We start from the raw sequence: 17,073 nt of genomic DNA, 5'->3' as shown, positions 1-17,073 counted from the left end.
AAAAGGGCTTAAATTTAATTATTCACAGGACTATTTTTTTATTGCTGATAAAGCACGACGAATAAAGAACGTACATATACCAACAAAAACAAAGAGACCTAAAAGTTGAGGTAACATACCTAAATCAAGCGGTATTGCAAGTGGGGCATCGTTTCCGCCATTGGTGATGCTAATCACAATTACAATAGCCAATAACACGCCAACTAAGCTCTCGCCAACAATCAAGCCCGATGCAATTAGCGCCGCTTTACGATCAACTTTTTGGTATTGTTCTTGTGGATCTAAATTTTGCGCTAGAGCTCTTTTGTACGCATTACGTTTAAGTATCCATGATAAAAAAGTACCAATAATAATCGGTGTTGTAATGCTTGGCGGTAAATAAATACCTAACCCAACAGCAAGAGCTGGTATGCGAAAGTTAAATTTATTTTTGGCAAGAATTAAATCAATAATAATAATAACAGCCCCTAAAGCAAGCCCTATTAAAATCATTGTCCAGTCAAGTTGATGGGCAAAAATACCTTTAGCAATTGTTGTCATCAGTGTTGCTTGTGGTGCTGCCAAAACTTGAGTTGCATCCATATCAGAACGAGGTAAAGCGCCAGTAAAACCGTAAGCGTTATATAAAATCTCTAAAATAGGCGCAATAACAATGGCACCAACAACACAGCCAAGTAATAATGCCACTTGTTGCTTCCATGGGGTAGCATTAACTAAATAACCTGTTTTTAAGTCTTGTAGATTATCATTTGAAATACAAGCTATTGCTAATACAGCGCTGGTAGTAAAGAGTGCAAGTGCGGTTGCAAAATTAGAACCTTCAATGGAAGATAGCATACCATTCGCTTCGCCTAAGCCCAATAAGATTAATGAAATGACAACTACAGCAACAATTGCTATTCCTGATATTGGGCTTGCTGATGAGCCAACAAGTCCTGCCATATAACCACACGCGGCAGCCACTAAAAAGCCCATAATAAAAGCAAATAATACAGCGCAAAAAACTAATGTCCAAGCCATGCCTGCTGATAATCCACTATCGGCAATGAAGCTATAAAAAGTCACTAATAAAATAACTAACATACCACCCATAATTAATAAAATAGCTTTAGGTGATAAATCTCGCTCGGTTGATGCAATATCATTGCCAGACACATCTGAACGTATACTTTTAAATGATATTTTTAAACCTTCAATCATCGGTTTGATTAATGTCAGTAGTGTCCAAACCGCTGCAATAGCAATGACTCCCGCTCCAATAAAGCGTATATCTTTTGCCCAAAATCCCATTGCAACTTTAGATAAAGGCAGACTAGTATCATAATCGGTCATTGCACTTAAAATTGGAACGCCAAATACCCAACCAATAATGGTTCCAATTAAAATAGCGATGCCAGACATAATCCCAATCAAATAACCTGCACTTAGTAACGCTAACGAAAATCCCATAGGAAGTTGAAAAATGGATTTGCCAGCGGTAAACCAATAAGCAGTACTTTCAGATAACGCACGAAAACCATTAGTAAAAAGGCTAACAGTGGATGCAATCACGCCACCAAATAAAATATCCTTTAAGCCATCATTAGCTTCTTTATTATCGGTTTTAGATCCTGCCTTCAAAATTTCAGCAGCAGCCACTCCCTCAGGATAAGGCAAATTGCTTTTAACGACCATGACATGTCGTAATGGGATTGAAAATAAAACCCCAAGCATTCCACCAGCGGCACATATTGCAAAGGTTAGCCAAAAGGGAAAGTTTTGCCAGTAACCAATCATTAACAAACCCGGAAGCACAAAAATAATGGAAGATAATGTGCCTGCTGCCGATGCCTGAGTTTGCACCATATTATTTTCTAAAATAGTTGATCCAGAAAACAGTTTCAATATTGCCATTGAAATTACTGCAGCAGGAATTGCAGATGAAAACGTTAATCCCACTTTTAAACCAAGATAAACATTCGATGCAGTAAAAATGACAGTAATAAAAGCTCCAAGAATGGTGCCTCTTAAAGTAAGTTCACGTAAATTATTCATATATCAATAAAGTTAATTTAATAAGGGAGTATTATATACTTAATTAGTATTTATCGGCTAGAAGTTCCGTAAATAGCTACATTTTAGTAGCTTTTATCATTGCTTTTGGTGAAATAATTAGCAATAACATCAAAATATATTGCTATTAACCTTTAAAAAAATAACCGTTTTGTTATGAAACCTTTACAATGACGCTGATCAATTACTTATTTGTGGGGGATATTTTGAACGCATTACAGCGCTTACAAGCAATTATCAAACAACTTCGTGATCCTGTTAATGGTTGTGAATGGGATCGAGTTCAAACTTTTGCATCTTTAAAATCATATACATTAGAAGAAACGTACGAAGTACTTGATGCCATTGATAAACAAGATATGGATGAGCTAAAAAAAGAACTGGGTGATTTACTATTTCATATTGTTTTTTATGCTGATTTAGCCGAAGAACAAGGAAGCTTTGATTTAGATGAGATCTGTTTAGCGGTTGCTGATAAGTTAGTGTATCGTCATCCCCATATTTTTACCAAAAATAAGGTAGAAAAACCTAACTGGGAACAACTTAAACAAAAAGAGCGCGATCAAAAAGCACAATACTCATTGCTCGATGATATTCCCCAAGCAATACCCGCCTTAATGCAAGCTGAAAAAATTCAAAAGCGTTGTGCTTCGGTTGGTTTTGATTGGCATGATATAAAACCTGTGCTTGATAAAGTTAAAGAGGAAGTTGGTGAAGTTGAGCAAGAATTAGAACGAACCAAACAAGATCCACAAAAAATTGAAGAAGAGTTAGGTGATTTACTGTTTGCGACCGTCAATTTAGCTAGGCATTTAAAGGTTAAATCTGAACTCTGCTTACAGCAAGCTAATAAAAAATTTACTCGGCGATTTCAGCAAGTAGAATCGATACTTAAACAAAAAAATCTGGCTTTGACTGATGCAACGCTTGAACAAATGGAAGACGCGTGGCAAAGTGTTAAACAACTAGAACAAATTAACCCTAATAGTGAAGTAACTCATCATGACTGAACAAAAAAACGAATTGTATCAAGAAATCGAAGCATGGGCACAAAATGCCATTTTAAACAGCCCTACTTGGAGTATTAATCAGCTCGACTACTCAGAAAAAAGCATTACGGTTGTTGAAATGATCATTAGTGAACTGGCTGAAAAGAACTTCAGCATATCAGAAGAACAACTCAACATGATATCGCAAGAATACGGATGTTATTTATTACTCACTGCCCATAAATTATACGGAGGTGAATTTTATTGGAACGAAGATTTTGAGCAACCCATGTTAATTTGCTGTGAACCTGATGCCATGATAGTACTTATGACATGGAACAAAGTAAAAGGGCGTTTAGTGGGCGATAAAGCCGATCATATTGCCTATTTCTTAGATGAATTTGGTAAAGCGACTTTTCAGCCAGAAAAAGGCAAGCATGTGGTTTATTTGTAATAAAAACAAAACGACGAAAACAGATAAATATGAATTATCCATTATGTTATTAAATTAAATGGAGGTTGGACGTGAGTTACAAACTTTATATAGGCAATAAAAACTACTCAACATGGTCTATGCGACCTTGGGTTGCAATGAAGCATTTTGGCATCCCTTTTGATGAACAGCTTATTCGATTTGATAACTTTGACGATAATTCTACTTTTAAAGCAACCGTATCTGCAATATCGAAATATGGAACAGTCCCCATTTTAGTTGATAATGATGTGGTTATATCTGATTCTTTGGCTATTTGTGAATACTTGGCTGAAAAACATACCAACTTAGCTTTATGGCCGACAGATACTAAAAAAAGAGCTATCGCTCGAAGTTTAGTGGCTAAAATGCATTCAGGGTTTCCGGCAATACGTAACCATTTACCGATGAATATTGAAGCGGAGCTTTTCGAAATAGGGCAAATCATTTTACGCGATCATGCTGATGTTAAAAACGAAATTTCTCATCTTGATGAATTGTTATCTTCTTTCTTAAGTCTTAATTCATCTCAATCTAACTACTTATTTGGTGAGTTTACTCTTGCTGATGCTTTCTATGCGCCAATGTGCTTAAGACTCAAAAATTTTGGTATTAAAACATCGGCAACGTTAGCCAACTACATTGACACTATTTGTCAAACTAATAGCATCAAAGAATGGATAAATGGCGCAATGCAAGAAAAAGACTTTATTGTAATGGATGAACCTTATCGTCTACATAGGTAATTAACACGTTCTTTGATATTTCAAGTAGTTGTGTGATAGTAGCTTCGGATATTTGAAACTATACTATCATTTTCATGAGGAACACTTTAGGTAGTTTATACTTCATGATGAAAATTGCTTAAATTTTTAGTTTTCTATTTTTTAAATAGCTAACCATTTGCTGATTATGCTTCATCTCTATTAAAGTTCGTAGCACATTTCCGCTTACTCATTTATTTGAAGACTGATGTGTTTCGTGATTTTTTAATTGATACAATGATTATCACACGTTTTAAAAAATGGGATACTGTGAAATGGCTATTCATTACCAAACGGTATAGAATCCTGAATATTTTTTACAAAAATTTAGCTTAAAAAGTGAATGGTTGTGTCAATGCCCGATAGTGAGCATACAGCTTATCTATAAAATGACGCTATCTGTTCTCGTGTTTTATATTCAATGGGAATCGTGCTATTTAATGTCTCATTAGGTCCTTCGGTGCGATAAATGGTTGGGCAACTGACCGTAAAGTGGCTAGCCAAATCGGTGATGGTGATTTTTCTTTATGAAATAAGCGCACTATATTGCTTGTTTGAGATACGGCGTTATGTCTACGCATTATAGCCATTTTGCAAATTAAGGTAATCAACGCGCGTAATTCCTGCAATTAGTGAATTGGCATAGATGCTGATATATAATTAAAAAATTATCAAGATAAACAACTATTGGGAGAAATGAAATGAAAATACCTACTTATTTACAAAAATACGCAGTAGATATTAAAGAAAATGACCCTGATTATAATGGGCTAACATCTTTGTATATCCAATCATCAAATAAAGAACAATGGTTCGAGATTTACTATTATGGTGAATTATACAATGGCTATATTACTGGAACAGAACCAACATTTTGCAACATGAAAGTTATTGCAAAATCCATTGAAAGCAAAGAAGAAATATTGCTGTTTGATGCCACAGAATACGGATATAATGGGATGTTTTGTGACGGTCACTCTAAAGAAGAGAAAAAGAATAGGCCACTTACTAAACTTGATGTTCCTGCGTCAAGAATAAAACTAGCGATTGGATACAGTATTGATTATGAAGAAGAAAAAGAAGATTTTGACTTTGATGAAAATGGTCATGTAATACTGATTGATGATCGTAGAATAACGTGGCAAAACTTACAGCATGATGGTTTTGATTGGCTATATATTTTATTAATTGATAAAAATGAAGATGAGTTAGAAGTAGTCAATGAAGAACTTGCTTAAACTTGAGTTATTTTATTAACGACGATAGCGCTGTTAAACCACATGCAGCGATTTCGAGTAAACTGGCTTATGAGTTTTTGATGGATTATTTTAACCGTGTAAATAACTCGGCGTTTTGCTACATATCATTTTTAATAATAACTAGTTGTTAATTAAAAAAATATTGTCATTAACTAAATCAAAGAAGCTACAGTAAAAGCAACAAACATGTACCAGCAATAAATATTGTAATGGACAATAGCATCTATAATATCCTTTATCTTTTATGTATAAGTAATATGCTGTCAGGAACATTATTTAGAATTTCTCTATTGCTTTTATACTAAAACACATAGTTATCTGAAAGTTTTTGACAACTTTTTAGAATTTTAATCTAAAATCCAATAAAAAGACGTTTGGCTTTAATGCTACTGTAGTTGATATTGGTCGCTATACCTCACTTATTTGTTATTTGCTACTGGTTGAGGGATAGATCTCGTATTGATTTATTGCTATTCTTATCTGACTTAGTGTAAATAATGAGCATTATCATCGTGGTTTAGCTTGTTTGTTAGTCTAATTTATAAAATCTAAATTAAAAAGCCCATTTGTGCAAAAAATAATTTCCGAATGATGTTGAGGTTTGTCAGTAATCTGATAGCAAAATATTTGATATATTTTAATAAATCATTAATTAAAAAAATTTGCCTGTAAGATGCTTTTGTGGTGAACGCAAAATCGAGTAAACTAGCAAAAAAATATTAATTAGCTTTAATAAATTCCGTAACCAAAGTAGATAACTTAATGAACCAACAATTAAACTCAGATAACGAAAATATTAAATCAAAAAGAGCCATTCGTAGTTTTGTTTTACGACAAGGCCGTTTAACAAAAGGTCAAGAACAAGCTTTAATAAACTTATGGCCTATATTTGGTATTGAATATGATGCACATGCACCTATTTGTTTTGATGCTAACAAACCGCTAGTCCTTGAAATTGGGTTTGGGATGGGGGCTTCTTTAATTGAAATGGCCAAAAATGCACCTAATAAAAACTTTTTAGGAATCGAAGTGCATAAGCCTGGGGTGGGTGCTTGTTTAATGGCGATTGAAGAAAACCAATTATCAAACTTGAAAGTGATGTGCCATGATGCTGTTGAAGTATTAGAAAATATGATCCCAGATCATTCACTAGACAAAGTGCAAATCTTTTTTCCTGATCCTTGGCATAAAGCCAGACATAACAAACGCCGTATTATTCAGCCCCAATTTGTACAGCTAATTCGGCAAAAATTAAAATTAGGTGGTATTTTGCACCTAGCAACGGATTGGCAACATTATGCTGAACATATGTTAGAGGTTTTAACCCAAGCAGAAGGTTTTGAAAACTTATCACCAAGTGGCAATTACATTCCAAGACCTGATGATAGACCAATTACCAAATTTGAAAAACGAGGTCAGAATTTAGGTCATGGCGTTTGGGATCTCCAATTTGTAAACAAATAATGATGCTAAGGAGCCACTATGCAAAACGAAACGATCGATCTACTTTGTCGGCATCGCTCTATTCGTGCTTATAAAGAAATTAGCTTAACTCAAGAGCAAATAGCTTTAATTATTAGCGCAGCACAGTCGGCTTCTAGTTCTAATTTTATTCAATGTTCAACAATTATTCGTATTACCGACCCCAGCAAACGCGAAAAACTAGCTCATTATGCAGGCGATCAACAGTATGTTATCCAAGCACCTGAATTTTGGGTGTTTTGCGCCGATTTTAATCGCCATTATCAAATTGATCCAAAACTTAATCTTGGCAAAGCAGAGCAGCTATTATTGGGCTGTGTTGATACAGCAATTATGGCGCAAAATGCCGTAACCGCAGCCGAATCATTAGGATTAGGTGCTGTGTATATTGGTGGTTTGCGCAATAATCTTGATAAAGTCACGCAATTACTTGAGTTACCGAAATATGTCCTGCCACTTTTTGGGCTTTGCCTTGGTTACCCCGATCATCATCCAGAACTAAAACCAAGATTACCAAAAGAGCTAGTGTTTTTTGAAAATCACTATCAACCGATTGATCAGGCTATTTTGAAAAAGTATGATGCTCAAATGGATGATTACTATAAAACCCGCAGTACTTATCAAAAAGTCGGTGGTTGGAGTGATAAAATTGCTAATACAATAAATAATGAGCAACGCAATTTTATTCTAAATTATTTGCACAAACAAGGATGGATCACGAAATGAACAATAACCAATATCAATTAGATAAAGTCGTTATACTTAGCCGTCATGGTATTCGCACCCCATTACAAAACACGTTACAATTTTTAGAGAAAGTCACTCACTTTAAATGGCCAAAGTGGGATCACCCTTATGGTTATTTAACCACGCGTGGTGGTGTATTAGAGGCCTATTTTGGTCGCTATTTAGCAACTTGGCTTGAAAAAAACAATATAAGATTATCAACACATAATACTGAATTGTTTGTATATGCTAACAGCTTGCAAAGAACCGTCGCGACGGCTCAATTTTTGATAACAGGTGCCTTTGCTGGATATGATATTCCTATTCACCATAAATACCCGATTGAAAAAATGGATCCGATCTTCGATCCTAGTTTACAAGACGATTCACCCGAATTTAAACATGCCGTATTACGTGATATTGATGAAGCTGACAAAGCAAGCAACATCTTTAAAACTCTAGCGCCCGCTTATAAAATTCTTTCCGATATTTTAGATTATAAAAATTCCAAGTTATATGCAAAATATCAATGTAATTTTGCCGATATTCCATCAGAACTCTATTTTAAGAAACACCAAGAACCAGCACTGCTTGGACCGCTAGCAATAGGGATTTCAGCCGTTGATGCATTTTTATTACAGTACTATTCAGCCTTTCCAAAAGAACAAATCGCATGGGGCCGGCTAACTAGCCAAGAACAGTGGCAACAACTTATAGAAATTCGTAATCAATATATTAATTTAGTTTTCCATTCTAAAACACTTGCCAAACATTCTGCAACGCTCCTCATTAATATGATAAGCGATCTTATGCACAAAGATAATAAAGTGGATCTACTGGTTGGGCACGATAGTACCATTGCAGCATTACTTGGCATATTAAACTTTAAAGACTATCGATTACCCAATCAATTTGAAACAACTCCCATCGGTGGGAAAGTGGCTTTACAGCGTTTTCGTCACTTACCTACGGGTGAATATTTCTTTAAAGCCGAATATATTTATCAAAGCTTTGAACAACTCCATAACGGCGAAGTACTTGATGCCAATAATCCGGCACAACACTATCAGCTTTATCTGGAAAATGCTTCTGTTAATCGTGATGGTTATTATGATTGGTCAGATTTTGAAGAACGAATGGAATCTATCAAGACTAAATAATTAACCATTAGATTACCTGATTCCGCCTATCATGGTGGATTTCGGGTACGATTATCATCATAAAAAGTTGGAATAACGCTTTTATAAAAATTATTTTGTCAAAAAAAATTCAGGTAACTATGTGTTTCAATATAAATATTAGCTTTTTTCTTATTTTAATAAGATAAAACTACAATATGGTAAATAAAACAAATATCATAATGTAATCGATTCCAATACAAGTCTTTATCTAACTACTTAAATTAGTTCGGAGTCACCCTATAAACCTTATTTTTAATCAATTTAGCTTATTAATTAAAAAAATTATTTTAATAAAGCATTGTGTTTAGACTAAAACGCATAGTTACCTGAAACTTTTTTACAAAATAAAATTAATTATTAATTGTAATCGATTTCATAAAGTGTTACCAAGATCACTTTTTTCAACTTTTTTTAGTGCTATTATCACGTCAAATAAATCACTGGCTTGTGCATCAAAATGTAAACGATTTCTAAATGATAGTGTAATCATTTAAAGCCTAGCAAAGGACGTTCATTATGAATCAAAAAATTAAGTCATCACTAAATAATAAGAATTATTGGGTATTTAGCCTCTACTTCTTTTTGTACTTTTTTATTATGGGAGCTTATTTTCCTTTCTTCCCTGTTTGGTTGAAAATGAATGGCCTCAATGAGGCAGATACTGGGTATGTTTTTTCATTTATTTCATTATTTGCGCTTTTTTTCCAACCTTTGTTTGGATTAATGTCTGACAAATTAGGGTTAAAGAAACATCTTCTTTGGGCTATCACACTACTTCTTGTGCTATTTGGTCCATTTTTTATCTTCGTTTTGGGACCATTACTTCAATTTAATGTTACCTTGGGAGCAATTGTTGGTGGATTTTATCTTGGTATGGTATTTAGTGGTGGGGCACCAGCCATTGAGGCACTTGTTGAAAAAATCAGCCGACGCAGTGGGTTCGAGTTTGGTCGTAGCCGTATGTTTGGTTGTTTTGGTTGGGCAATTTGTGCTTCATTTGTGGGCATTATGATTTCTAAAAATGTCAATGCTGTTTACTGGTTATGTTCAGGATTTGCATTGATTCTTTTATTTTTAGTCAAAATTGCTGATCCTGCAAAAACAACAACGACTGAAGTTGTTGAGCAAATGGGGCTAAATAAACCTGAACCATTTAATTTAAAACTTGCCATTAATTTGCTAAAAATGCGCAAAACCTGGTTTTTTATGCTATACATTATTGGCGTTGCCTGTACTTATGATGTATTTGATCAACAATTTGCTAACTTTTTTACCTCATTTTTTTCTAGTGAACAAGCCGGTCGAGAAGCATTCGGTTATGTCACAACGCTTGGTGAGTTTTTAAATGCGACGGTTATGTTTTTTGCACCACTGATTGTAAAGAAAATTGGCAGTAAAAATACATTACTTGTTGCGGGCACTATTATGTCTATTCGTATTACAGGATCGGCATTTGCTAGCTCAGCAGTTGAAGTTGTTATACTCAAAACTTTGCATATGTTCGAAGCACCTTTACTACTTGTTGGCGCTTTTAAATATATTACTAAACACTTTCCTATTCGCTTATCGGCAACCGTTTACTTAATTGCATTTTGTTTTGCAAAACAATTATCTATCATGTTTATGTCCATTTTTGCGGGACTAATGTATGTTAAAATAGGCTTTGAAGGAGCATATTTAGCCCTTGGTTTGATCGCATTTAGTTTTACGTTGATTTCTTCTTTCACATTATCTGGGCGAGGACCATGGGATCTATGGAAAAATAAGAACAGTGAAGAATCTGAAGATTAACAGACGCTCACTATAACAATTACATTAGATAAAGGTTTTATTATGAAAATATTAGTAACTGGTGGCTGCGGATATATAGGAAGTCATACTTGTGTTCAACTGATTCAATCAGGCTACACCCCCATTATTATTGATAATTTGTTTAACAGTAAAGCATCAGTGCTAGATAGAATACAAAAAATTACTGGTCAACCTGTCATTTTTTATCAAGGTGATGTGTGCGATCAAAAACTATTAACTAAAATTTTTTCAGAACATGACATTAAAGCGGTTATTCATTTTGCTGGTCTAAAAGCTGTCGGCGAATCGGTACATAAACCGCTTGAATATTATGAAAACAACGTCTACGGCAGTATAGTACTGATGAAAGCAATGCGTGCTGCTGGTGTTAAACAGTTAGTGTTTAGCTCATCGGCCACTGTTTATGGTGAACTCGCTCCTGTACCTTATGTTGAAACCTTACCACAAGGTTTGCCAACTAGCCCATATGGAAAAAGTAAATTAATGGTAGAGCAATGTATTATGGATCTAGCCATTGCTGAACCGGATTGGTCATTGACTTTACTACGCTATTTTAACCCTGTTGGCGCACACCCAAGCGGATTAATGGGTGAAGATCCTCTTGGTATTCCCAATAATCTTATGCCTTATATTACTCAAGTTGCTGTAGGCAAGCGAGAATCATTAGCGGTTTTTGGCAATGATTATCCAACAAATGATGGCACTTGTGTTCGTGATTTTATACATGTTGTTGATTTAGCTGATGGGCATATAGCAGCACTCAAAGCCGATCATAACAAAGCTGGTGTACATATTTATAACTTGGGTTCAGGTATAGGTTATAGCGTATTACAAGTCATTAAAGCATTTGAAAAAGCGTCCGGAAAACCACTTAATTGGCACTTTGCATCAAGACGAGCAGGAGATTTACCCGCATTTTGGGCCGATGCTAAAAAAGCTGAGCAAATATTAGGTTGGAAAACCAAACTTACGCTTGATGACATGGTAAAAGACTCATGGAATTGGCAATCAAATAACCCCCAAGGTTATCCTGATTAACAAATAAGTTAAATAATATTAAACATGCAAAATTAAAAGAAGAGACAAAAATGGATATTTTTAACCCTGTTGACCATCCTCATCGTCGTTACAATCCATTGACCAATCAATGGGTGCTTGTTTCACCGCATAGGGCAAAACGCCCTTGGCAAGGACAACAAGAAGTATTAAACGAAGAACAAAAACCAAGTTACGATCCAACTTGTTTTTTGTGTCCAGGTAACAAACGGGTAACAGGAGATATCAACCCTAATTATAAGGGAACATTTGTTTTTACTAATGATTTTGCAGCATTAATGGAAAGCTCTCCACAATCACCTGAAAGCCACGACCCGTTATTCCAGATGCAAAGCGCAAAAGGCACCAGTCGGGTAATCTGTTTTTCACCCGATCATAGTAAAACATTACCTGAACTTGATTTGCCAGCCATTGAAAAGGTGATTAAAACTTGGATAAATCAACAAATAGAATTGGGCAAACACTATCCTTGGGTACAGGTATTTGAAAATAAAGGGGCGGCAATGGGGTGTTCTAACCCACACCCACATGGGCAAGTTTGGGCTAATAGCTTTTTACCCAATGAAATTGCGCGCGAGGATCTCAATATGCGCAATTATTTTGAAAAATATCAGCATAATTTATTATTAGATTATGTCGAAAAAGAACTAATTAATCGAGAACGAATTGTTGTCGAAACTAAGTACTGGGTTGCCATCGTCCCTTTTTGGGCAATATGGCCATTTGAAACATTATTATTACCCAAAATTCATATTCCTCAATTAACCATGTTAAGTGACGAGCAACAAAGTGATTTGGCCATTGCGTTAAAAAAATTAACGAGTCGCTATGATAATTTATTTCATTGTTCTTTCCCATATTCTATGGGGTGGCATGGTGCGCCGTTTATGGATAATAAGGCTGATTATTGGCAAGTACATGCACATTTTTATCCCCCTTTACTCCGTTCAGCTACAGTAAAAAAATTTATGGTCGGTTATGAAATGTTAGCCGAAGTGCAACGAGATTTAACGCCAGAACAAGCTGCTGAAAGGTTACGCAACGTTAGTGATGTGCATTATAAAGATAACAAGGATAAATAAATGAAAGCATTAATCAATAAAACTACGCAAGCTTTTGAAATTAAATTTGGTTATAAACCCGACACAATTGTACAAGCCCCTGGTCGTGTCAATTTGATTGGTGAACATACCGATTATAATGATGGTTTTGTTTTACCGTGTGCTATTGATTATCAAACGGTAATAAGTTGTCACAAGCGCTCAGATGATCTTGTTCGAGTTATTGCGGTAGATTACGATAATCAACAAGATGAATTTTTGTTAGATTCACCGATTGAAAAACATCCAAGCTATAGATGGGCTAATTACATACGTGGTGTGGTAAAACATTTAAAAAAATATGCAAATAATATTCACGGTGTCGATTTTGCTATTAGTGGAAACGTTCCTCAAGGAGCAGGACTAAGTTCATCAGCATCCCTAGAAGTCGCCGTTGCTAAAATGTTTCAAGTTCTTTACCACCTACCTTTAGATGGCACTAAGTTAGCATTAATAGGTCAACAGGCCGAAAACCAATTTGTCGGTTGCAACTGCGGCATCATGGATCAACTAATATCTGCCCTAGGACAAAGCCAACAGGCATTATTGATTGATTGTCGATCACTTGAAACTAAACCTATTTCAATTCCAAAAGATTTTTCTGTGGTTATCATCAACTCAAATATCAAACGTGGATTAGTTGATAGTGAATATAATACTCGGCGTAAACAGTGCGAGGCAGCCGCTCAAGCCCTTGGAGTAAAAGCGCTTAGGGACGCTTCCTTAACTGAGTTACAACATATTGAAAATAAACTAGATCCCATTGTTTTTAAACGCGCACATCATGTAATCACCGAAAATGAACGAACACTAAAAGCAGCACAAGCACTTGCAAGTGGTGATTATAAATTATTATCAACACTCATGGCTCATAGTCACAATTCCATGCGTGATGATTTCGAAATTACCGTGCCGGCTATTGATTACTTAGTTGAAATAATTCACGGTGTCCTTGGTGAACAAGGTGGTGTGCGGATGACTGGTGGGGGGTTTGGTGGTTGTGTTGTGGCGTTAGTGCCGAAAGATAAAGTTGATGCGGTTAAAGCTATTGTTAGCAATAATTATGCTAAAAAAACTGGTATTAAAGAAGATTTTTATGTCTGTACGCCAAGTCAAGGGGCTCATGCGATATGCCTATAAAACAGATTATTACACTTTCGAATAACCAAGGAATGCGTATCAAACTCTCAAACTGGGGAGCAACATGGCTCTCCTGTGTATTACCTGTTCATGGACAAAATCGCGAAGTACTGCTCGGATGTCAATCATTTGAACAATACCAACAGCAAGATGCCTATTTAGGTGCCACTATTGGTCGTTATGCAAACCGCATTGCCAATGCGTCAATCGACATTGACGGTAAACATTACTTGCTCGTTGCCAATCAAGGTGTTAATCAGTTGCATGGTGGAAAAATAGGTTTTGATAAGCGATTATGGCACATTCAATCTCAATCCGATCAGCAAGTGAGCTTTAAATTAATTTCACCTGATGGAGATCAGGGGTTTCCGGGAGAATTAAGTGTAGAAGTCAATTATCAACTCACTGATGATAATCAAGTCATTATATTGTTTAACGCAACGACGACAAAAACCACGCCAGTTAATTTAACTAATCACGCTTACTTTAATCTTGATGGCGAAATAAGCAAGGACATACTAAATCACAGACTAAAAGTGAATGCTAACTATTATTTGCCCGTTGATGCCAATGGCATTCCCAATAATGATCTAGTTAGTGTCAATATGCACGATATGGATTTACGTCAGCCGAAACTTTTATTTGAGAAACTTCTTGAGAGTCAAGAACGGCAAATAACCGGTGGTTATGATCATGCTTATTTATTAGATAAAACAAAAGCTATCGCTGCCGAGCTCATTTCGTCGGATAATAAAGTAATAATGAATGTGATGACAACCAAACCTTCGTTACAAGTTTATACCGGCAATTTTTTGCAGCATACACCAAATCGCCACAATGGGGAATATGGTAACTTTGCTGGCGTGGCATTAGAAGCGCAATTTTTACCTGACAGCCCTCACCATGCTAACTGGTCACAACCAAGCTGCTTTTTACATCCAGACCAAATTTATCGTTATCAAACAACTTATCAATTTATTGTTTCATAAATGGGTAAATAACCGAAAAAAATAAAATTAAATAAAATAAGTAGGTTACTTAAATTATTTTTATCAATACCGTTATTGATAAAGGCACTGCCACGTAATATCGCGCCATTATTTGTATTGATGTAATAAATAGGATTTTGTTAGCTTAAACTAACAATCCATAACAAAATTAGGTATCATATAACCATCATCGCTAATGGATAATATGAAATATGAAAAGCAAAACCTTAACGGCTATTTTCCCTGGCACTTTCGATCCCATAACTAATGGTCATATCGATCTTATTACACGAGCGTCATTACTCTTTCCTCGCTTAATTATTGCTATTGCAGAAAATCCAAGTAAAAATACGCTCTTTACCTTAGAAGAACGTGTTAATTTAGCTTCAACCGCGGTTGAACACCTACTTAATGTGGAAGTGATTGGCTTTGATAATTTAATGGCTAATTTTGCTCAAACCCATAATGCAACAGTGATTGTTCGTGGTGTTCGTACAACACACGATTTTGAATACGAAAGGCAACTTGCTGAAATGAATCGTGCGTTAAAATCTGACTTAGACACTATCTTTTTGATGCCGTCTATTGCAATGGGATTTATTTCATCAACAATTGTCAAAGATGTCGCCTACCATGGCGGTGATATTACAAATTTAGTACCACTGCATGTCAAAACAGCATTATTAACGCGCTTAGCATAAATAAACGTATATGGTTAATTTTTACACTCCACAGAAGAAAAAACTCACACCACAAAAATTGACAGTCACAGTCTTATCCTTAGATGCTTTTGGGCAAGGCGTTGCCAATCATAAGGGTAAGACAATTTTTGTTAAATCTGCCTTGCCAGATGAAACTGTTGATATTGAACTGACTGAAAATAAAAAAAATTATGCTAAAGCTAAAGTCATTCGATACCATAATCAGAGCAAAGATCGCGTTAAACCACAATGTGAATATTATCAACAATGTGGCGGTTGTGAATTACAACATATTGCCCCAAATTTGCAACAAAAAGCAAAGTATGATGCGTTAATTAATCTGTTACAAAAAGAAACAGGGCAACCTTTGACAAATATTATTGAAAGCTCTCCCCAAATTATTGCCGATCAGCCTTACCATTATCGTCGACGAGCAAGACTTTCGATTAATGTTGTTAAAGGCAAATTGGTCATTGGATTTCGCCAAGCTGAATCAAATCAAATAATTAATATCAAACATTGTCCGGTATTAGTTGACGAATTAGATGCGTTGTTAGCACCATTACACAGCATGCTCAATTGCATAAAACAGAAAAAAGCACTTGGCCATATTGAATTAATGTCGGTCGATAGTGGTATTATTTTTGTATTAAGGCATACCATGCCTCTGGTCGATCAGGATGTTAACCTATTAAAACAATTCGCCGAAAATAACCATATTTCGCTTTATTTTCACGGCAAAGATTTAGTACATATTACCGGTAATACCGAACATTTTTATTTGATTAATCATTTAAAATTAACCTTCAGCCCACTCGATTTTATTCAAGTAAATAGTAAAATTAATCAAAAAATGATCGAGCAAGCACTTGATTGGCTAACGTTACAACCTACTGACCAAGTCTTAGATCTGTTCTGTGGTATGGGTAATTTTTCATTACCTATAGCTACATTAAGTAAAACATTAACGGGCATTGAAGGTGTTGATGCCCTAGTTGAAAAAGCAAAATTTAACACTATATTAAATAGCACTGAGATTTGTGCGGAAACCAATTTTTTAACTAGTAACTTAGACGATACCCAACAATTTTCGATATGGAGTCAATCACAATATAATAAAGTATTATTAGATCCAGCAAGAGCTGGTGCGTTTAATGCGACAATAGAAATTGCAAAATTAGCTCCGTCAAAAATCGTTTATATATCCTGTAATCCTGCGACGCTAGCCCGAGATAGCAAACAACTTTTAGATGCAGGATATCAAATTGATCAAGTTGCTATATTAGATATGTTTCCGCAAACTAAACACATTGAATCAATGCTGTTGCTAATAAAATCAGGAACATAAAT

The 17,073-nt window shown here is 35.3% G+C and carries 15 protein-coding genes; 14 read left to right on the top strand and 1 reads right to left on the bottom strand.

Features of this window, described 5'->3' with window-relative positions; genetic code table 11:
* Nucleotides 1-30: 30 nt before the first annotated feature.
* Nucleotides 31-2,034 (bottom strand): OPT family oligopeptide transporter, encoded by a 2,004-nt coding sequence (locus GQ593_RS01375; protein ID WP_160430288.1) that lies wholly within the window; start codon nucleotides 2,032-2,034, stop codon nucleotides 31-33.
* Between the two features lie 224 nt (nucleotides 2,035-2,258).
* Between GQ593_RS01375 and mazG the strand changes: the two genes are divergently transcribed.
* From mazG to rlmD, 14 genes are all read left to right on the top strand, one after another.
* On the top strand, nucleotides 2,259-3,062 hold the full coding sequence (gene mazG / locus GQ593_RS01370; protein WP_202115328.1) for a nucleoside triphosphate pyrophosphohydrolase: 804 nt from the start codon (nucleotides 2,259-2,261) through the stop codon (nucleotides 3,060-3,062).
* A complete protein-coding gene (locus GQ593_RS01365) occupies nucleotides 3,055-3,495 on the top strand; it encodes a hypothetical protein (RefSeq protein WP_160430286.1) in 441 nt (146 codons plus the stop codon). The genes mazG and GQ593_RS01365 overlap by 8 nt, the downstream gene beginning before the upstream one ends.
* A gap of 71 nt (nucleotides 3,496-3,566) precedes the next feature.
* Entirely contained in the window at nucleotides 3,567-4,259 is a 693-nt protein-coding gene (locus GQ593_RS01360) for a glutathione S-transferase N-terminal domain-containing protein (protein WP_202115327.1), read from the top strand.
* 719 nt (nucleotides 4,260-4,978) lie between these two features.
* Entirely contained in the window at nucleotides 4,979-5,515 is a 537-nt protein-coding gene (locus GQ593_RS01355) for a hypothetical protein (protein WP_160430285.1), read from the top strand.
* A 783-nt stretch (nucleotides 5,516-6,298) separates the two neighbouring features.
* Nucleotides 6,299-7,000, top strand: coding sequence for a tRNA (guanosine(46)-N7)-methyltransferase TrmB (gene trmB, locus GQ593_RS01350; RefSeq protein WP_160430284.1), 702 nt, complete (start codon nucleotides 6,299-6,301; stop codon nucleotides 6,998-7,000).
* An 18-nt stretch (nucleotides 7,001-7,018) separates the two neighbouring features.
* Entirely contained in the window at nucleotides 7,019-7,744 is a 726-nt protein-coding gene (nfsA, locus tag GQ593_RS01345) for an oxygen-insensitive NADPH nitroreductase (RefSeq protein WP_160430283.1), read from the top strand.
* The gene (locus GQ593_RS01340) at nucleotides 7,741-8,904 is read left to right on the top strand and encodes a histidine-type phosphatase (protein WP_160430282.1); all 1,164 of its coding nucleotides are present in this window, start codon (nucleotides 7,741-7,743) and stop codon (nucleotides 8,902-8,904) included. Before nfsA ends, GQ593_RS01340 begins: the two co-directional genes overlap by 4 nt.
* A 537-nt stretch (nucleotides 8,905-9,441) precedes the next feature.
* Entirely contained in the window at nucleotides 9,442-10,716 is a 1,275-nt protein-coding gene (locus GQ593_RS01335) for an MFS transporter (protein ID WP_160430281.1), read from the top strand.
* A 42-nt stretch (nucleotides 10,717-10,758) separates the two neighbouring features.
* Nucleotides 10,759-11,775 carry a UDP-glucose 4-epimerase GalE gene (galE, locus tag GQ593_RS01330; RefSeq protein ID WP_160430280.1) on the top strand — a complete coding sequence of 339 codons (1,017 nt, stop codon included), beginning with the start codon at nucleotides 10,759-10,761 and terminating at the stop codon, nucleotides 11,773-11,775.
* 50 nt (nucleotides 11,776-11,825) lie between these two features.
* On the top strand, nucleotides 11,826-12,875 hold the full coding sequence (gene galT, locus GQ593_RS01325) for a galactose-1-phosphate uridylyltransferase (protein ID WP_160430279.1): 1,050 nt from the start codon (nucleotides 11,826-11,828) through the stop codon (nucleotides 12,873-12,875).
* Nucleotides 12,876-14,033: a galactokinase gene (gene galK / locus GQ593_RS01320; protein ID WP_160430278.1), complete on the top strand. Its 1,158-nt coding sequence runs from the start codon at nucleotides 12,876-12,878 to the stop codon at nucleotides 14,031-14,033.
* Nucleotides 14,024-15,022 (top strand): galactose-1-epimerase, encoded by a 999-nt coding sequence (gene galM / locus GQ593_RS01315; RefSeq protein ID WP_160430277.1) that lies wholly within the window; start codon nucleotides 14,024-14,026, stop codon nucleotides 15,020-15,022. The genes galK and galM overlap by 10 nt, the downstream gene beginning before the upstream one ends.
* Before the next feature lie 212 nt (nucleotides 15,023-15,234).
* On the top strand, nucleotides 15,235-15,723 hold the full coding sequence (coaD, locus tag GQ593_RS01310; protein WP_160430276.1) for a pantetheine-phosphate adenylyltransferase: 489 nt from the start codon (nucleotides 15,235-15,237) through the stop codon (nucleotides 15,721-15,723).
* Nucleotides 15,724-15,733: 10 nt separating this feature from the next.
* Nucleotides 15,734-17,071, top strand: coding sequence for a 23S rRNA (uracil(1939)-C(5))-methyltransferase RlmD (gene rlmD, locus GQ593_RS01305; protein WP_160430275.1), 1,338 nt, complete (start codon nucleotides 15,734-15,736; stop codon nucleotides 17,069-17,071).
* Nucleotides 17,072-17,073 lie beyond the last annotated feature (2 nt).

It is taken from the genome of Gilliamella sp. Pas-s25 (assembly GCF_009795885.1).
In the GTDB taxonomy this organism is placed as follows: Bacteria; Pseudomonadota; Gammaproteobacteria; order Enterobacterales; family Orbaceae; genus Gilliamella.
Note: the sequence above shows the minus strand (reverse complement) of the source record. Positions and strands in the feature narration are given on the sequence as shown.